Source organism: Selenomonas sp. AB3002 (assembly GCF_000702545.1).
GTDB lineage: Bacteria > Bacillota > Negativicutes > Selenomonadales > Selenomonadaceae > Selenomonas_B > Selenomonas_B ruminantium_A.
The window spans coordinates 1,530,880-1,548,496 of record NZ_JNIO01000008.1 but is presented as its reverse complement, the minus strand read 5'-3'; the positions used below and the strand labels follow the sequence as shown (position 1 = coordinate 1,548,496).

General features: G+C 55.2%; 16 protein-coding genes. 9 read left to right on the top strand and 7 right to left on the bottom strand.

The genetic code is table 11. The features are described 5' to 3' along the window. Positions 1–81: 81 nt before the first annotated feature. The 4 genes from P159_RS0115345 to P159_RS0115330 form a co-directional block, all read right to left on the bottom strand. Positions 82–2,139, bottom strand: a complete 2,058-nt coding sequence (locus P159_RS0115345) for a methyl-accepting chemotaxis protein (RefSeq protein ID WP_029545462.1) — start codon at positions 2,137–2,139, stop codon at positions 82–84. A 163-nt stretch (positions 2,140–2,302) separates the two neighbouring features. Then, complete coding sequence (locus tag P159_RS0115340; protein WP_029545460.1) at positions 2,303–4,300, bottom strand: methyl-accepting chemotaxis protein; 1,998 nt, start codon at positions 4,298–4,300, stop codon at positions 2,303–2,305. A gap of 22 nt (positions 4,301–4,322) precedes the next feature. Beyond that, positions 4,323–7,865: a response regulator gene (locus P159_RS19615; protein ID WP_051650404.1), complete on the bottom strand. Its 3,543-nt coding sequence runs from the start codon at positions 7,863–7,865 to the stop codon at positions 4,323–4,325. A gap of 55 nt (positions 7,866–7,920) precedes the next feature. Beyond that, on the bottom strand, positions 7,921–8,865 hold the full coding sequence (locus P159_RS0115330) for a bile acid:sodium symporter family protein (protein WP_029545456.1): 945 nt from the start codon (positions 8,863–8,865) through the stop codon (positions 7,921–7,923). Positions 8,866–9,009: 144 nt separating this feature from the next. Here P159_RS0115330 and P159_RS19610 point away from each other — a divergent pair, with 144 nt between their 5' ends. The 3 genes from P159_RS19610 to P159_RS0115315 all read left to right on the top strand — a co-directional run bounded on the left by P159_RS19610 (position 9,010) and on the right by P159_RS0115315 (position 11,203). Continuing rightward, on the top strand, positions 9,010–10,440 hold the full coding sequence (locus P159_RS19610) for an ROK family protein (protein ID WP_051650403.1): 1,431 nt from the start codon (positions 9,010–9,012) through the stop codon (positions 10,438–10,440). Between the two features lie 92 nt (positions 10,441–10,532). Beyond that, positions 10,533–10,829, top strand: a complete 297-nt coding sequence (locus P159_RS0115320; RefSeq protein ID WP_037377070.1) for a nucleotidyltransferase domain-containing protein — start codon at positions 10,533–10,535, stop codon at positions 10,827–10,829. Next, positions 10,814–11,203: an HI0074 family nucleotidyltransferase substrate-binding subunit gene (locus tag P159_RS0115315; protein ID WP_318253606.1), complete on the top strand. Its 390-nt coding sequence runs from the start codon at positions 10,814–10,816 to the stop codon at positions 11,201–11,203. Before P159_RS0115320 ends, P159_RS0115315 begins: the two co-directional genes overlap by 16 nt. A gap of 61 nt (positions 11,204–11,264) precedes the next feature. Here the strand turns inward: P159_RS0115315 and P159_RS0115310 are convergent, their stop codons facing one another. Beyond that, positions 11,265–11,837: a nitroreductase family protein gene (locus P159_RS0115310; RefSeq protein ID WP_029545448.1), complete on the bottom strand. Its 573-nt coding sequence runs from the start codon at positions 11,835–11,837 to the stop codon at positions 11,265–11,267. Between the two features lie 223 nt (positions 11,838–12,060). Here P159_RS0115310 and P159_RS0115305 point away from each other — a divergent pair, with 223 nt between their 5' ends. From P159_RS0115305 to P159_RS0115295, 3 genes are all read left to right on the top strand, one after another. Then, positions 12,061–12,951 (top strand): DMT family transporter, encoded by an 891-nt coding sequence (locus P159_RS0115305; RefSeq protein WP_029545446.1) that lies wholly within the window; start codon positions 12,061–12,063, stop codon positions 12,949–12,951. A gap of 76 nt (positions 12,952–13,027) precedes the next feature. Continuing rightward, positions 13,028–13,411: a VOC family protein gene (locus P159_RS0115300; protein ID WP_029545444.1), complete on the top strand. Its 384-nt coding sequence runs from the start codon at positions 13,028–13,030 to the stop codon at positions 13,409–13,411. Positions 13,412–13,473: 62 nt separating this feature from the next. Beyond that, complete coding sequence (locus P159_RS0115295) at positions 13,474–14,472, top strand: Gfo/Idh/MocA family oxidoreductase (RefSeq protein ID WP_029545442.1); 999 nt, start codon at positions 13,474–13,476, stop codon at positions 14,470–14,472. A gap of 83 nt (positions 14,473–14,555) precedes the next feature. Here the strand turns inward: P159_RS0115295 and P159_RS0115290 are convergent, their stop codons facing one another. Further along, positions 14,556–14,927 carry a hypothetical protein gene (locus tag P159_RS0115290; protein ID WP_185753765.1) on the bottom strand — a complete coding sequence of 124 codons (372 nt, stop codon included), beginning with the start codon at positions 14,925–14,927 and terminating at the stop codon, positions 14,556–14,558. Positions 14,928–15,299: 372 nt separating this feature from the next. Here P159_RS0115290 and P159_RS0115285 point away from each other — a divergent pair, with 372 nt between their 5' ends. From P159_RS0115285 to P159_RS0115275, 3 genes are read left to right on the top strand one after another with little or no spacing between them, the layout of a single operon-like run. Further along, positions 15,300–16,244 (top strand): FAD-dependent oxidoreductase, encoded by a 945-nt coding sequence (locus P159_RS0115285; RefSeq protein ID WP_029545438.1) that lies wholly within the window; start codon positions 15,300–15,302, stop codon positions 16,242–16,244. Then, the gene (locus P159_RS0115280) at positions 16,238–16,468 is read left to right on the top strand and encodes a glutaredoxin domain-containing protein (protein WP_029545436.1); all 231 of its coding nucleotides are present in this window, start codon (positions 16,238–16,240) and stop codon (positions 16,466–16,468) included. Before P159_RS0115285 ends, P159_RS0115280 begins: the two co-directional genes overlap by 7 nt. A 41-nt stretch (positions 16,469–16,509) precedes the next feature. Continuing rightward, positions 16,510–17,055: a glutathione peroxidase gene (locus P159_RS0115275; protein WP_029545434.1), complete on the top strand. Its 546-nt coding sequence runs from the start codon at positions 16,510–16,512 to the stop codon at positions 17,053–17,055. A gap of 96 nt (positions 17,056–17,151) precedes the next feature. Here P159_RS0115275 and P159_RS18815 read toward each other — a convergent pair whose 3' ends face one another. Next, positions 17,152–17,613 (bottom strand): GNAT family N-acetyltransferase, encoded by a 462-nt coding sequence (locus tag P159_RS18815; RefSeq protein ID WP_029545432.1) that lies wholly within the window; start codon positions 17,611–17,613, stop codon positions 17,152–17,154. Positions 17,614–17,617: the final 4 nt, after the last annotated feature.

The following is a 17,617-nucleotide window of genomic DNA, read 5'->3' as shown; positions in this document are numbered from 1 at the left end:
TTAATGGCAAATCTTGCATAAAGCAAGGCCCCCGGTGTCGTGTGACCGGGGGCCTTGCTTTATGCTGATTCTATGCTCTTGTCAGATTTTGAATTTCTTCATTTCATCCTGCAGATCTCCTGCCAGGGAGGCCAGGCCGCGGGCGGCGTCGGAGATTTCGTGCATGGAGGCGCTCTGCTGCTGGCCGGCGGCGGAGACGGACTGGGCTTCGTCAGAGTTCTTGCCGCTGGTCTTGCTGATGTTGACGCTGGCCTGGAGCATGCGCTCGTTGTCGCTTGCCATGTCTTCGATGGCCTTGGCTATGCGCTGTATCTGGGCGGTCAGGTCATCAATGACCGTCACGATGTCGGCAAAGGCCTTGTCGGCGGTCTGCACGGTGTTGATGCCTTCCATGACGCTCTGGGTGCCGGTGCGACTGGCTTCCACCGCTGACTTCATGTCTTCCAGGTTGGAGCGCACCAGGGCGGCTATCTGCTGGGAGGACTGGTTGGAGTTTTCCGCCAGCTTCCGCACTTCATCGGCTACCACCGCAAAGCCACGGCCTGCCTCGCCTGCCCGGGCGGCCTCGATGGCGGCGTTCAGGGCCAGCAGGTTGGTCTGCTCGGCGATGCCCGTGATCATATCCACGATGTCGGAGATTTCCTTGGAGCTTTGATTGAGCTTCTCGATGGAAGTCTGGATGCTGTCGGTGCTAGCGGTGATGTTGTTCATCCGGGACACTGCTTCCTGGATGGAGGCACGGCCTTCTCCAATCTTGTCCTTGGCGCTCATGGCGTTCTGCAGCACTTGGTTGGCATCTGCCGCCACTGCCTGGACGGAGTTGGTGACGTTTTCGGCGGCTTCCTGGATATTGCTGGCCTCTACTGCCTGCTCGCTGGCACCTTCGGCAATGGAGACAATGCTCTCTGCCACCATGTGGCTGGCTTGGGCGGACTGCTCGGCGCTAGTGTTCAGCTGCTGGCTGGCATGGGCTACCTGCTCTGCCATGGAGGTGACTTCCTTGATGACATGGCGCAGGTTTTCAATCATGTGGTTGAGGGAATTGCCCAGGGCGCCAATCTCGTCCTGGCTGCTGTTTTCTACATGGCCTGTGAGGTTGCCGTCGGCAATCTTGCCGGCTTCGTCCATCAGGTGGCCGATGGGGTTGCCGATGCGGCGGTTGAAGATGATGATCATGGCGGCGCAGAGGACTACCATGACCATGAGGGCCATGATGATGCTGGTCCAGATGGATTTGGTCACGGCACCCCTGTAGTCTGATTTGGGAGCCACCAGCACCAGCTTCATATTGTCTATGCAGAGGGGAGCAGCCATCACATAGCTGTCCTCACCGAAGACATCCGTTTCCGTGAGTTCCAGCGAGGTGAGTCCCACGATCTTCTGCCCCAGGGCAGCCAGTTCTTTGTCGCTCTCCTCGGTGATCTTCTGCTTCATGTTCTTGCCATCGTCCTTGGTGGCCAGGTACAGGCCGTCGCTGCCCACCAGGAAGGCGTAGCCGTTATCCCCGATGGTGATGCTCTTGACATAGTCCTCCAGCTCCGTGATGCCGATGTCCACGGTGACGGTGCCGATGCTCCTGCCGCCTTTCTGCACAGCTGCTGCGCTGGTGAGCATGGTGGTGCCGCTCATTTCATCAAGGTAGGGGCCGGTCCAGGCCACCTTGCCCGGACTCTTCATGGCGTTCAGGTACCAGTCGAATTTGTTGTAGCCGTACTCGGCGTTGCTGTATTCCATGTCCAGGGTGACGGTGTTCCCGGGACCTTTGGTGCGGTAGGGGCCGTAGTATTCGATGTCCGGGCTGTAGGCAAAGGGCTCGAACCAGAAGCCGCTGCCGATGATCAGGCTGTCAGAGAGCACATAGCCGTCTGCCATGCCGAACATGACATCGCTGTCAAAGGTCTTCAGCTGGCTGACCCCCAGGGAGAGGCCGAGGGTCTTCTGCCCAACCTGCAGGATGCGCTGGTCCAGCTTCCCGGCAATAGCCTCGGAGTGGGCCGAAAGGTTGCCCTTCACCTGCTCTTCCACGGTGCTGGTGAGCTGGCCGATGTTGATGAAGGTCTGCACGGTCAGCAGCGCCCCTGTCAGGAGTACGACGCTGATGAGGAACAAGGTCTTGATGCTGCCGCCAAATCTTTCCATGAGTGTCCACCTCTTTCTTGAAATATGTTTACACTTTCTGTCTTTCGCTTCCAACAGGGAAGATTCCTGCTTACGGGAAAGAAAAATGGCTGTGCAAAGCAACACCCCCGATTCATATGAACCGGGGGCAGCTTTGGGTATGATTTTTTTGAGCAGGATTACCTTATCTCAGCTTGAACTCTGCCACTGCCTGCTGGAGCTTGCCGGCCATTTCGGCCAGCTGGCGGCTGGCGGTGGCTACTTCTTCGATGGCGGCACCCTGCTCTTCCGTGGCGGCGGAGACGGTTTCCGTTTCCATGGCCAGGCGGCTGGAGGCGGCGTCGATGTTGATGACGGCTTCCACAATCTTGTCGCTGCCCTTGTGGGCTTCGCCGATGGCGCTGTTGGTCTGGCTCACTTTTTCCGTCAGGGAGTTCACATGCTGGGCGATGGCCCGGAAGGCTCCTCCGGCTGCGCTGACAGACTGGGCGCTCTTTTCCGTGATGTCACGGCCGGCGTGCATGGTTTCCACGGCCTTTTCCGTCTGGTCCTGGACCTGGCGGATGAGGCTGCTGATCTTGTCGGCAGCAGCAGCGGACTGCTCGGCCAGCTTCCGTACTTCGTCCGCCACCACGGCAAAGCCCCGGCCGTGCTCGCCGGCTCTGGCGGCTTCGATGGCGGCGTTCAGGGCCAGCAGGTTGGTCTGCTCGGCAATGGCGGAAATGGTGTCCACAATCTGGCCGATTTCCTGGGACTGGGTGCCCAGGGACTGGATGACCTGGGCGGACTCGTTGACGGAGGTTTCCAGGCTTTCCATATTGCTGACAGCAGCCTCGATGGTCTCCATACCCTCATTTGCGGTGGTGCGGGTCAGTTCCGAAGCCTTGGCCACGTTGTCTGAGTTGTCGGAGATGACGTACAGCAGCTGCTGCATATTGGCGATGGCAAAGCCTGCGGCTTCCATGGCCTCTTTGAGTTCCTTGATGCGCTCTACCACGGTGGTGACAGAGGTGCTTATCTGGTTGGCGGCCTGGGCAGATTGCTCTGAGGTGGCGCTGAGTTCCTCGGAGGAGGAAACCACCGAAAGGGCGCTTTCCGACGTGCGCTTCAGGACAGCAGAAAGCTTGTCCATCATGCTGTTGAAGGCGGCAGACATCTGCCCCAGTTCATCACCGGAGGTGACGGTCAGATTGGGCTGGGCCAGGTTGCCTTTGGCGATTTCTGCCGCGGTATGGCTGATGGCGGCGATGGGAGCGGCGGCCCTGCCAGCCAGGGCATAGGCCATGAAGGCGGCCAGCACCAGCAAAAGCATACCAAGTCCCGCCGTGGTGAAGGCCTGCCTGTAAGCGGCTGCCTGGATGTGGCTGTAGGGGCGGGCGGTGGCAATGACCCAGCCTGTCACTTCGCTCTGTGAATAGCAGATGAGGCACTTTTCTCCCTCCAGCTCGGCCTGGGCAGCGCCGGACTGGCCCGCGAGAGCCTGGCTGACGAAACCCAACTGGCTTTCGTCGGTGCGGTCTTCCTCTTTGGTCACTTCTTTGGCGGAGTGGGCCAGGAGCTTGCCCTGGGCATCGATGATGAGCACCCGGGTTTCGTCATCTGCCTGGGCTTTGACGAAGTCACCCAGCACGGAGAGGTCATAGCTCCGCTGGACGATGCCTATGGGCTGGCCATTATCATCTTTGACGGGCACTTCCAGGACGGAGATGAAATTCCCTGCGCTCTTGCTCACCAGGACTTCGGAAATATATTCCTTGCCCTGCATGCCCTCCTGGAAGTAGGAACGGCTGCTCACCTCCGTCAGGTTCAGCTTGTCGCTCCTGCAGACCTGCTTGCCACGGGCATCGGTGACGATGAGGTTGTTGCCGTCCTGGAAGATGGCATTGGTGTCGTCCACGGACTGCTGCAGGGCAAGGGCCAGCCTTTCGTCCTGTTCCCCCGCCAGATAGTGCCTGACAGCGGGCTGGGCAGCCAGGGTCCTGAGGGCTGTGAGGTTCTGCTGGCAAAGGGAGGAGATATTTTCCTGCACGATGGCATTTCGCAGGAGGCCGTCTGCCTCCGCAGCCTCCTCAGCATCGGCGATGGTGTTCAGGGTGCTGATGATGATGGAGATGATCAGCGGCACGGCGCTGATGCCCACGAGGAGCAGGATAAGCTTGGCTTTGATGGACTTCAGTTCCATGGGGCAGACACACTCCTTTGCTTCAATCTGTATTACCGAAGAACGCCGCAATCCCCGCCAGCAGCTCTTTCTTTCCCAGGGCCTTGATGAGGACCCCGGCAGGGTGGAGCTCCTCGACCTTCTTGAGGTTGTCCTGGTCTTCCGTTCCCGTCAGGAACATTACCGGCACATTCTGGCAGTCAGGCATCATGCGGATTTTTTCCAGCACCACGGAGCCGTCCATGTCCGGCATCTCGTAATCCAGCAGCACCAGGTCGGGCTGCTCCTTTTTTAGATATGCCAGGGCCTGTTCTCCGGAACCCACTGCCGTCACATCATAGTCCTTCTTGAGCCAGCGGGTCATCATGGCGAGGAAGTCCTCGTCATCATCCACCAGGAGCAGGCTGCGCTGCTGGTGGGGGGCGGGTTCCTTGGCTGTCTTCCCGCTGCCTGCCTGCTGGGGCTGTTCTTCCGAGAGCTGTTTCAGCGGCTCGTCAAGGCTGCGATAGAGGGAGAGCAGCACCTCTGCCCCTGCAGTGAGGGCAGCCAGGTCATGCTTCTTGCCCGCTTCCTCCATTTCTGCCGCCAGCTCAGAAAGCTCCGAGGCGCCGATGGATTTTGCCATGCTCTTCAGGGCGTGGACTTTTATCGTATAACCCTTGTAGTCCCGTTGTTTATAAAGCTTTTCCAGTTCGTCAGCCCGTTCCTTGATGGAAGCGGCGAAAAGCTTCAGGGCGTCCAGGTATTCCTGCTGGCCCCCGCAGAACTCGATGCCCCGGCGGGGGGAAATCAGCGGGATATCACTGAGCCAGTCGGGAAGCTGCGTCTCCTCCGCCTCCTCTGTGTCTGCCGAGTCAAACACCAGCTTGTCTGCAGGCAAATGCTTCAAAAGCATGGCGTCCAGCGCATAGGGCATGACCGGCTTGGAGAGGTAGTCCGAAAAACCGGCGGCCAGGTATTCTTCCTTCGCGCCGAAAACTGCATTGGCTGTCAGAGAGATAATGGGCGTTTCCTCGCTCTTGCCCGGATAAAGGCGCTTCAGCTCCTTCAGGGTTTCCATGCCGTCCATGCCCGGCATCCTATGGTCCAGAAAAACCAGGTCGTACTGGTTCGCGCCGAATTTCTCCAGGCACTCCTCACCCCCGGAGGCCGTATCCACGAAAATCTTCGTGCGGCGCAGCAGGCCGGAAATGACCGCTATATTCATGGGGGCGTCATCCACCACCAGGATGCGCGCGGTGGGAGCCACGAAGCCAGCATTGCGGCGAAGCCTTTTCCTCTCAATACGCTTCATGGCGGCATTGATATCACCCACACCTTCCCAGTTCACTACCTTCTGGGGCAGGGAGAAGGAGAACGTGGAGCCCTTGCCGAACACGCTGCGCACTTCCAGATGGCTGCCCATCATGGTCAGGAGCTGCTGGGTGATGTTGAGGCCCAGCCCGGTTCCTTCGATTTTCCGTGTCTTTTCCCCGTCCAGACGGTCAAAGGCGGCGAAAAGCTGGTCCATCTGCTCTTCCCGGATGCCGCAGCCCGTATCTGTTACGGACACGTCCAGGGCGATTTCGTCCTGGGCCGTCTGATGGAAGCCTACGGAGAAGGACACAGAGCCTTTCTCTGTATATTTCACCGCATTGGTCAGGATATTGGTGATAATCTGCTTGATTCGGATCTCGTCGCCAAACAGGATATGGGGCGTTTCGGGGTCTACCTTGACGTGCAGGGTCAGCCCGTGCTCCTCTGCCCTCAGGCGCACCAGATTGACCAGGTCGTTTACCAGGGAGGGCAGGGCATACTCTGCAGGCAGGATATCCATCTTGCCGGCCTCGATTTTCGAGAAATCAAGGATGTCATTGATGATGGAAAGCAGGCTCATGGAGGCGGCGTGGGCGTTTTCCGCATAGTTCAGGATGTTCTCGTCATGGCTTTCCCGCAGGATCATCTCGTTCATGCCGATGACGGCGTTGATGGGGGTCCTTATCTCATGGCTCATCATGGAGAGGAAGGCGGTTTTCGCCTGGTTGGCAGCCTCTGCCGCTTTGCCGGAGTCCTCCGCTGCCTGCAGGGCGTTTTCCAGCTCTTTTTTCTTTTGCAGGGACTCGCGCATCTCTGCGTCAATGTCCGCAAAGCCTATGCAAATAGTGTGGATGGTGGTGCCGTCCTCCTGCGCCGTGGTGTTGGCGGCGGAAATGCGCAGCTGTCCATAGCGTTCCTGGCCATCGCGCTCCGCCAGGAAGCGGAAGGTGAAAATGGGTTCTGTCGCCAGCCGGCGGCGAAGCTCCTTCGGCTCGATGCACCGGAGGAATTCGGAACGATATTCTTCTCTCACAGACTGCTCGGCATAGGAGGCAAATCTCTGGTAGAAGGGGAATTGCTCTCCTACTTCCGGCGAGTTCTTCAGCAGATTGTCCTTGCGGTAGCAGACAGCCTCATTGGCGTCCAGGTCCACATAGTAGACGCTGCGGTAATTGGCGGCCAGGGAATTGATGATATTTTCCTGCCGGGCCTTTTCTTGTTCCTGGGCCAGGAGCTCCTCCTGCATGGCCAGCTGTTCTTCCAGCTCCTGCTGCTTGCCGCGGTTCTCGGCCTCAGATACCTCTTTTTCCAGTGTGGCCCTTGCAGCCCGGCGGAATTGCAGATACAGAGCAGCGAACATCACCATGAGCACCAGGGCCGTAAAGGCGGACTGCAGGAAGCTGCGCTTGGCAATCCCCTCGGCAATGGAGCTGATCTGCTCGTTGATGACGCTGTCACGCACCAGATAGGTTATCATCCAGTCCGTATCCTTGATGGGCACATAGCAAAGAGTTTCCCGGATATTGCCATAGGTAAAGGCGGCCACCCCGGGCCTGCCTTCTGTGAAATCCGCCGCCACCGACTTGAAAGATTTGTCGCCGCTGAATTTCGCGTGGGACAGGGCATCCAGAAGATTCGTCTCGCTGGCCAGCCCCCCCAGGACCATGTTCGTCAGTGCTTCTCCCTGGCGAGTGTATATATTGCAAAAGGTGGTGTTCTTATTGTCTGTTTGCAGGGAAAGATTCATCAGCATCCGGTTCATGTCTATTTCCATGAAGCAGGCCACCAGGGTTTTCCCTTCCAGCGGCAGCCGGTCTACGGGCATGGCGATGATGACTTTCTTGGCTCCCTCCACATCTTTCAGCGAGACTTCCGCTCCCGCAATATGGTTGTAGTCGAAGCGGTAAAGCTGCACATCCGTACGTGTCCCCCGGGAAGTATAGATAAGGCCGTCGCTGTCCACGAAGGCAAATTTCTCCAGCCCGTAAATCTGCTTCATGCGGGCCTGGTACACCTGCAGATTCGCGATGCTGGAGAGGTCCTGGGGGGTGAGCAGGCCGACGGCGGCATCCATGCTGGCGGCATAGTTGGACAGGGTGGAGGAAACCACCTGCCCGCGCCGCTCCGCCAGCTCGTCAAGATACATCATGCTCACCGCATGGACGGCAGTCTCCGTGTCCTCGCTGGCATTCCTGCCCGTGATGACCGTGCCCAGCAAGAGGATGGCGGCGACAATGACACAGCCGATGGCAGCTTCTTTCATGAAGCCTTTTTTTCCCGAAGTTTCCAACGAACTCATCTCCCGTCGCAAAGATATTATCGAAGGATTTATTCTATTGCGGCGGTTATTTTTCCTGCTTTTCCCTGCTGTTGCGGCTGGAGAGATAGTTGGCGGCCAGTGAGCCGGAGATGTTGTGCCACACGCTGAAGATGGCGCCGGGGATAGCGGCGGCAGGGCCGAAGTGGAGCATGGCAAGGGATGTGGCCAGCCCGGAATTCTGCATGCCTACTTCAATGGAGACAGCCTTGGCTTTGGCAATATCCATGTGCAGGGCTTTGGCCAGCAGGAAGCCGGTGCCGTAGCCCAGCAGGTTATGGCACATGACCACGGCCATGATTAGCAGGCCTGTTTCCATGATTTTCTGGGAGCTGACGGCAACGACGCCTCCCGCAATCAGCACAATGGCAATGACGGAGATCAAGGGCAGGATTTTGACGAATTTCTGTACTTGGGATTCAAAGAAGGAATTGAGGACGAGCCCCGCCACAATGGGGAGGATGACTACCTGCACAATGGACATCATCATGGCTGAGAGGGAAATATCCACCCAGGCGCCTGCCAGCCACCAGGTCAGCAGCGGCGTGACAATAGGAGCCAGCACAGTGGTGGTCATGGTCATGGATACAGACAGAGCCACATCTCCGCGGGCTAAGTAGGTCATGACATTGGAAGATGTTCCGCCTGGGCAGGTGCCTACTAGTATCACACCTGCGGCCAGCTCCGGCGGCAGATTGAAGCCCTTGGCAAGGAGATAGGCCAGCAAAGGCATGATGGTGAACTGGGCCAGGGCGCCGATGAACACATCCCGGGGACGCTGGAACACCAGCTTGAAATCCGAGAGTTTCAAGGTCATGCCCATGCCAAACATCACAATGCCCAGCAGCATGGTGATGTTTGGGGCAGCCCACTTGAAGCTGGGGGGCTCGAAGAGTGCAACAGCCGCGATGGCGATAACGAATACCGCCATATACTTGGAGATAAAAGAACTTGCTTTTTCCAGAAAATGCATTAAATCAATCCTTTCTGTACCAGATGTTTACAATGTTATAACTGCAAACAGAAGGTGTCAATCGAAGAACTGTCCGCATGGCAGCAATTTTTTATTGTTTTCTGGCGGTCCCTCTTCTACAATGGAGGAAAGGCGGGTGAGGATATGACAGGCAGCACAGATTTGCTGGAGGAGTACAGGCAGTACATACTGGCTGAAGAATTGCCGGAAGGGAAAATTGAGCCAAGTGAGGGGGACATCAAGCTGTCCGGCCCTTATGCCCAGGGGGAGATTCGCTTCCATTTGCTGGCTTCGGTCATCGTGGAAATGAGCGTGACCAGCCGGGCGCGGGGGGAGAGCATCTTCTACCTGCACTTCGAGCTGAAGGACATGGCCCACGCCAAAGAACTTTGGGCGGAGATGCGGGAGGTCTTTGCAGGGGCCAGGGACAAGGGGCGCCGCAGGATTCTTCTCTGCTGCACCGGCGGGCTGACCACCGGGTATTTTGCCCAGCAGCTGCAGGAGGCGGCAGAGCTTTTGAGCCTTGACTATGAGTTCAGCGCCGTGCCCTGGGCAAAGCTGGGGACAGCGGGGCTGGAAGCCGAGGCCGTGCTGCTGGCACCACAGATTGCCTATCAGTATGAGGCGGCCTGCACCCTTCTGCCGGAGAAACTGGTGCTGAAGATTCCCGCCAAAATCTTTGCCCGCTATGATGTGGCGGCCCTGTTGGACTTTATCCGGGACGGGATGGATAAGTGGCGGCAGACCAGTGAGGACAGGGCTATTGCCAAGGCTTTGGGAGAGATAAAGAGCAGGGAGAGGATTCTGGCCCTGGTGCTGATGCCCTTTGCGGGCAGGACCAGAATTGCCTACCGCCTCTATGAGCAGGGGACGCCCCTCAAGGCTGAGACGGTTATCAAGGGCCGTCTGGACGTGCGGAAGGACATAGAGGATATTCTGGACACGGCTGCCTGCCGCTTTGGTCCCTATGATATCGTAGGCATTGCCACCCCAGGCTCTGTATGGCAGGGACACCTTGACTTGGACCCCACCATGATTGACCCGGAGCTGGACCTGGCTGGCTATATGGAGGAAAGGTACGGCGTGCCTGTGGTCATCACCAACAATGTGAACGCTGCGGCCCTGGGCTTCTACGCCCAGCAGGATAAATACAGGAACATCGTCTTCCTTTCCCTGCCCAGGGGCTACAGCATCTGCGGCATGGGGCTGGTGCTGGACGGCAGGCTACATCAGGGCAGCCACAATATCGCCGGAGAAATAAAGTATCTGCTCTACAGCCTTCTGCCCCAAGAGGAATGGTATCAGCATCACCTGACGGACAGGAAGAAAAGCCTGGAAACCATAGAGGTAAGCCTCCGGGCAGCTCTCGCTATGACCGATCCGGAGCTGGTCTGTGTCCGCAGTGAGATGGTGACGGATATGGAAGCCCTGTGCCAGAAACTGGCAGAATATATCCCCGAAAAATACTTGCCAGACCTGCAGCATATCAGGGACGACGAAATGTCAGAGCTGGCCCTGCTGGGGCAGATGATACTGTGCTTGGAGAAGCTGGCAGAGGGGGAGGGCTGTTGCTGAATGTTTCATCAATTTGTGTTATACTTTTCTCAGCTAGAAGACCGGTTAAATATAGGTGATTTCATTAGACGTTGAAAAGAGAATGGGTGGGTATGATGAACGCTTATTTGGAAAGAATCCGTGATTTTGCCCTTAAGGCCATGGAAGACGAGAAAGCCAATATCTACCTCTTTGGTTCCTGGGCCAGGGGGAATGCCCGCCATAGCTCTGATGTGGATATAGCTGTGGAGGGTACGGCGGGGGATATTTCTGCGAAGATTGCAGACCTCCGTGAGAAGCTGGAGGAATCGACCATTCCTTATCAGGTGGATGTAGTGGATATGGCCTGCGCCTCAGAGGTGCTCTGCGAGGAGATACGCCGGGAGGGAATCTTATGGAAGAAAGCATGAAGAAGCGTTTTGACGGGGCGGAAAAGGCTCTTGGCAAGTTGCATGAAGGTGTGATCAAGGACAGCCTCACGGAAATGGAACGCGATGGGCTGATTCAGCGTTTTGAGTTTGCTTTTGAAATCATGTGGAAATGCGGCAAGGATTATCTGTTGGACAGGGAGGGTCTGGAAGCAGCCTCACCCAAGAAAGTAATCCGTCTCCTCCGGGAAGTAGGGCTGTTCAGTGATGAGGAAGCAGAACAGGCGCTGCAAATGGCAGATGACCGCAATCTTACCGCTCATACTTATGATGAAAAGATGGCAGTGGACTTGGCCAAGCGGATTGTTGAGCATGAGAAACTGCTGTCAGAGTGGCTGGGGAGGATGAAGGATTAGATGACATAAAAAAAGGTTCAGGGAAACGCTCTGCAGAGCGCTTGTCCTGAACCCTTTATTTTTACTCGCAGATTTTCACGCGGTTGGAAATGTCTTCCTTTTCCTTGGCCTCAGGCTCGGCGGTGATGCCGCCGAAGGGCATCTGGGCCACCAGCTGCCATGAATCAGGCACTTGGAAAAGTTTTTTTACAGCTTCATCTATGACCGGGTTGTAGTGCTGGAGGCTGGCACCGATGTTCAGGTCCCGCAGGGCCGTCCAGATGGTGAATTGCAGCATACCGTTGGCTTGCTGGGCCCAGATGGGGAAGTTGGCAGCATACAGGGCAAACTGTTCCTGCAGGGACTTGACCACGTCTTCATCATAGAAGTAGAGAACTGTGCCTGCTCCGGCTTTGAAGCTGTCAATCTTCTCCCGTGGGACTTTGCCGCCAAAGGCCTCATAGACCGCATCCCAAAGCTCGTCCTGTTTCTGGCCCAGGGCCAGGACAACACGCGCCGACTTCATGTTGAAGGCATCCGGCACCAGCTCTGTGGCCTGTTGGATTACTTCTTTGACTTTCCCGGTATCCAATGGAAGCTCCTTGTTAATCTGGTAATAGGTGCGCCGCTGGCTGATGGATTCCAAAATGCTCATGCTGTCCTGCCTCCTCAAACTTTTGATATATAGTTTGAAATATTCCGTAAATATATGATACAACAAAGCAAGTGAACGGGTCAAGGTCGTGTTTTCCACAGGGGCCAGCTTCTCTTCCTTAAGCCAGCTTTCTGGTAGGTTGTCTTTTTCTTTTGACACTACAAAATTTGCAGCAGCTCTGTTATGCTAAGATAAAAGGAATACAATGGGAGGTGGCTTTTTATTGGATGAACGGAAAAAGGGACTGCTCATGGTATGTATGGGCGCGTCCATGTGGGGCGGCAGCGGTGTGGCCGGGCAGTATTTGCTGCAGGATTGCGGCTTTTCCACGGAGTGGCTGGTGGTGTCCCGGATGCTGCTGGCTGGTGTCATCCTGCTGGTGACAGATGCCTGCCTCTATAGAGAAAGCATCTTCCAGATCTGGCAGGATAAGAAAGATGCCTTGGAAGTGCTCTTGTTTGCTGTTTTTGGCATGCTGGCGGTGCAGTACACCTATTTTGCCTGCATCAAAGCGGGCAATGCGGCTACGGCCACGGTGCTGCAATACCTGATGCCGGTGTTTATCGTAGGTTATACAGCTGTGAGAGCCCGCCGTCTGCCCCGCTATCTGGAACTCATCTGCGTGGCTATGGCCGTGGGAGGAACCTTCCTGCTGGTTACCCACGGCAGCCTGGACAAGTTATCCATTTCGCCCCTGGCCCTGTTTTGGGGATTGGCATCTGCGGTGGCGGCGGCTTTCTACACCATGCAGCCCAAGCGGCTGATCCGCAAATGGCGGCCGACCTTGGTGGTGGGCTGGGGCATGCTGCTGGGAGGACTGGCCCTTTCTTTCCTGTGCCCTCCCTGGAATTTTGTGGGCATTTGGCATCCTCTGGCCGGTCTTATTTATGCTTATATCATTATCTTTGGCACCGTGGTGGCCTTTGGCTGTTATCTGGGCAGCATCAAATACATCCAGCCAGCGGAAGCCAGCATCCTTGGCTCTCTGGAGCCTTTGTCGGCCATTGTCTTTTCCCTGCTGTTCCTGAAGGCCAGCTTCGGTGTCATGGACCTGCTGGGGACGGCTCTGATTCTTGCCACCGTATTCCTGCTGGCCAGACGCGGCAAGGAGTGAGGAGATATCTGGCAGGATTTTGCCTCATGGAAGCGAAATAAGCAAAAAGGTATATTTTTTGCATAAGGAGATCATGATGGAAAAGAAAGCATCTTATCTTGAACATGCGGCGGTGACCGTGGCGGATATTGACTGGAGCCTGAAGTTTTTCCAGACAGTGCTGGGTATGACCGAGACCCGGCGGAAAGAAAAGGACGGCAACCTCCAGCAGGTATGGCTGAAAGGGGGACTGCAGCTGGTGGCTGCCCCGGAAGACCCGGCAGCGGGCAGGGGACACCATCTGGGCATTGTGGTGCAGGATTTTGCGGCTGCGCTGCAGGAAATGCTGGCCTATGAGGGGGTACACCCCATGGAAGGCAAGCCGGAAAAATGGGTGCAGCTTCCGGACGGGCTGGTGCTGGAGCTGTTCCAGGAAAAGCCGGGAGCCATTGAAAAAGTCCTGGGCATTGAGGTAAAGTGAGCATCATAGATTTTGAAGGAGCGTTTTTGCAGGCGGATAACATAAAGCAGGAGGCAATGGACATGAAACTGGCGATTTTGGGAACGGGATTTATTGTGAAGGAAGGGGCACTGCCAGCCCTCAGGGAGGTGCCGGAGATTGAAGTCACGGCCATTTTTGCCCGCCCCAGAAGCAAGAGCGTGGCAGAGGGGCTGGCCGTACAGTACGGCATTCCCAAAGTATATACGGACTATGACGAGCTGCTGGCCAGCGGGGACGTGGAATTTGTCTATGTAGGCCTGACCAACAGCGTGCATTACGAATATGCAAAAAAAGCCCTCCTGGCGGGCAAGCATATCATCATGGAAAAGCCCTTTGCCTCCACAGCGGCAGAGGTGCAGGAACTGGTGAAGCTGGCCCTTGAGAAGCATCTTTATATCTTCGAGGCGGTGACACTGCTGCATCTGCCCAATTTCCATGCCATCAGGGAAAGGCTGGCAGACCTGGGGAAGATCACGGCGGTCATGGCCAATTACTCCCAGTATTCCAGCCGCTATGACAGGTATCTGAAAGGAGAGGTGCTGCCAGCCTTTGACCCGGAGCTTTCCGGTGGTGCTCTTTACGATATCAACATCTACAATCTGAATTTCATCATCGGCCTCTTTGGTGCGCCGCAGGCTGTGACCTATGAGCCAAATATCGGTTTCAACGGCATTGACACTTCCGGTACTCTCCTGCTGAAATATCAGGACTTCACGGCGGTGGCCCTGGGAGCCAAGGACTCTGAAAGTCCTTGCTTCATCACCATGCAGGGAGAAAAGGGCTGGCTGAGGGTGCTGGGAGCGCCCAATGCGCTGGCAGCCTTCGAAGTATCCCTACACGGCAGCAGGACCGTCACCCGTTACGAGCTGAACCGCTATCCCCACCGCATGGTGCATGAGTTCAAGGAGTTTGCTGCCTTGTATGAAGCCAGGGACTACGCCGCCATGGAAGCCGGCCTCAAGGTGTCCCAGGTTGTACTGGAAACCGCCGAGCGTGCCAGGAAGGATGCGGGCATAGTCTTCGGTTGTGACAAACAGTAAATAAAAAGAGACTTTGAGGCTGTCATATCATTGATATGAGGCAGTCTTCAAAGTCTCTTTTGGTATGTGATGTTTGGAATATCTTACAGGTGGGAATGAGTTTCAAGTTCCGGGGTGGCAGAGGTCAGTGTCTTGCTGGACTGGAGGCTGGAAATCTCTACGCTGTAGGCGCTGCCGAAGCGGCGGTTCATTTCTTCGTCGGTAGGAGGCGGGAGTTGAGGCTTTTTATAAGCATCCTGGGAGCTTATCTGAGCCAGTTTGCTCTCGATCCTGGACAGCTTCTGGTAATCCTCATTGATCTGGCCACGGTTTGAATCCTCATCTGTGGAAGAAAGCTGGGCAATCTCTTCACGGTAACTGCTGCGGTCCTGAATGAGCTTCTGCTGAAGGTCATCGTGCTTGGGAATCTGCTGAGCCTGCCAGGAATTGCCGGCAGGGCCGATGGCCATGGGCACAGGCATTACGTCCTTTCTGTGGTAGCAAAGGGAATGGTTTCATAAATTGATATCATTCTACAGGAAAGTAGTGGCGTTGGCAAGTCGTAACAGGCTATTAAGTATTGCAGCTCTGAGTAGATATGCAACGTGTATGGGGGTGAGTTCAAGTAGGTGAACTGAAAGCGGATATCCGAAGCAAACGAGTGCCAACGCCAGGCAGAAAGGGAGCCCAAGGATTTAAACAATGACCAAATATAAATTTATAAAATTGTATTTGACAAAATTAAATTTAGGCGTATAATAAGCCTTGTAAGACAAACAGAAAGGAAAAAGTTCAGCAGACCGATTTCGAAAAGCTGTGATGGCTGAGCTTTTGAGGAGGTGCATGGAATGACAAAAGCAAGGATTCACAAGAATATCATCATCATCGGCGCTGGTATGGCTGGCCTGACAGCTGCTCTATATGCAGGCCGTATGAACCTCTCTACCCTGGTTCTGGAAAATGGAATCGTTGGCGGCCAGATTGCCAATGCGACAGGCATTGAGAATTATCCGGGCTTCGCCAAGGTCTCCGGCAAGGAACTGATGAGTAACCTGCAGGCACAGGCAGAAAGCTTTGGCGCTGAGATTGATGAATTTGACATGATTCAGCGGGTGCAGCTGAAGTCCACGCCCAAGCTGGTCGAGACTGATGAGCATATCTACGAAGCTGATGTTGTCATCATTGCCTCCGGCATGAACCGCCGCAAGCTGCCGTTGCCAGAAGCAGGCAGGTATGCCAACAAGGGTGTCCACTATTGCGAGCTCTGCGATGGTCACATGTATCAGGATAAAGTCATCGCTGTCATGGGAGGCGGCAATGCTGCTGTGGATGCTGCCAACTTCCTGTCGAAATATGCGAAGAAGCTTTACCTCATTCACCGTTCCCAGCTGAGAGCCGATGAGATTTCCCAGCAAAAGCTGCTGGAAAATACGAAGGCTGCTGTGATGCTGGAGACAGAGATCAAGGCCCTTCACGGAGAGGGTCGTTTGGAAAGCATAGATGTTTTCGATAAGAAGTCCAATCAGGAGTCAAGCATTGCCGTTGACGGCATCTTCGTCAATATCGGTGTCGAGCCGAATTCCAGCCTGTTTGCAGAAGAACTTGAACTGAAGGACGGACGCATTCCTGCTGGCGAAGACTGCCGCACAAAGATTCCCGGTGTCTTTGCCGCCGGAGATATCCGTGAGAAAGAGATCCGCCAGCTGACCACGGCAGCTGCTGATGGCACTGCTGCAGCCCTGCTGGCCGAAAAATACATTGTCAAATTACAGGGAGGAAAATCAGAATGGTAAAGGTATATTCGATCAATGACTGCCCCTGGTGCGAAAAGGTGAAGAAGTATCTGAAGAGCAAGAATGTAGAGTTTGAAGAGCACAACATCGAGGAAAACGATGAAGACCGCAATGCGTGCTATAAGCTGTCGGGTGATATGGCTGTACCGGTAACCACAGCCAATGACAAAGATTTTGTCCTGGGCTTTGACAAGGACAAAATCAACGAGATAGTTGGTCTCTGATAGTGATGATATAGATTAAGGATATTGAGGAGTAAATAATCATGGGTGTATATGATTTCGCAGCCAAAACCAGCAAGGGTGTAGAAAAGTCTCTGGCAGATTACAAGGGAAAGGTTCTCATCATCGTCAATACGGCCAGCAAGTGCGGTTTCACGCCGCAGTTCAAGGAGCTGCAGGACCTGTATGTGAAGTATCAGGAGCAGGGCCTGGAAATCCTCGGTTTCCCCTGCAATCAGTTCGCAGAGCAGGATCCGGGCAGCAATGACGAGGTGCAGGAATTCTGCCGCTTCAATTATGGCGTGACCTTCCAGATTTTTGCCAAAGGTGATGTCCGTGGTGAAAGTGCCCAGCCCCTCTTCAAGTATCTGACGGAACAGAAGGGCTTCAAGGGCTTCGATAAGAACCATCCGATTGGTGCGAAGCTGGAGGAGGTCCTGAAGGACAACTTCCCGGAAATACTGGCAGGGGACGGCATCAAGTGGAACTTCACCAAATTCCTGATTGACCGTGAGGGCAACGTAGTAGAGCGTTTCGAGCCCACCACGAATCCCTCTGATATGGCAGCAGCTATCGAGAAGCTTCTGTGAATAGGGCGTGTTGAAAAACTCATTTCATAAAGACTTTTGTATGTAAACAGTGGACTGCTTGCGTAATTCTTTTCCAAGCCTAAGAAATGTCTTCATTCATCTCAAGATGAAACGTGGCCCTTCTGCACCCAGTTTCCCCCTGGGTGCAAAGCCGCATTTTTCCAGTACCCGCATAGAAGCGGCATTGCTCTCATCGGTCTCCGCTTCTATGGATTTTACGTCTTCACGTTTGGCAGCCCAGTCAACTAGTGCTCTGACCGCTTCGGTGGCATAGCCGTGATGCTCATAGGTGGGGGATACGCCATAGCCGATTTCCACCATGCCGTCTTCGGACAGCCCTTTGAAGCACAGATCACCAATAATAGTGTCAGGTTTTCCCTTCAGTTTTATGAGCCACATGGCATAGAGTTCCCTTATCTCCGGGTGCTCCTGTGCCCCATGCAGCATTTCGCCATAGGCTTTTTTCATCTCAGCATCAGCCTCTGCCGCTATAACGCGTTCCATTTCCCCATCACTTGCCAATGTAAGGCAAAGCCTGGCAGTTTCGATTTTTTCCATCTTT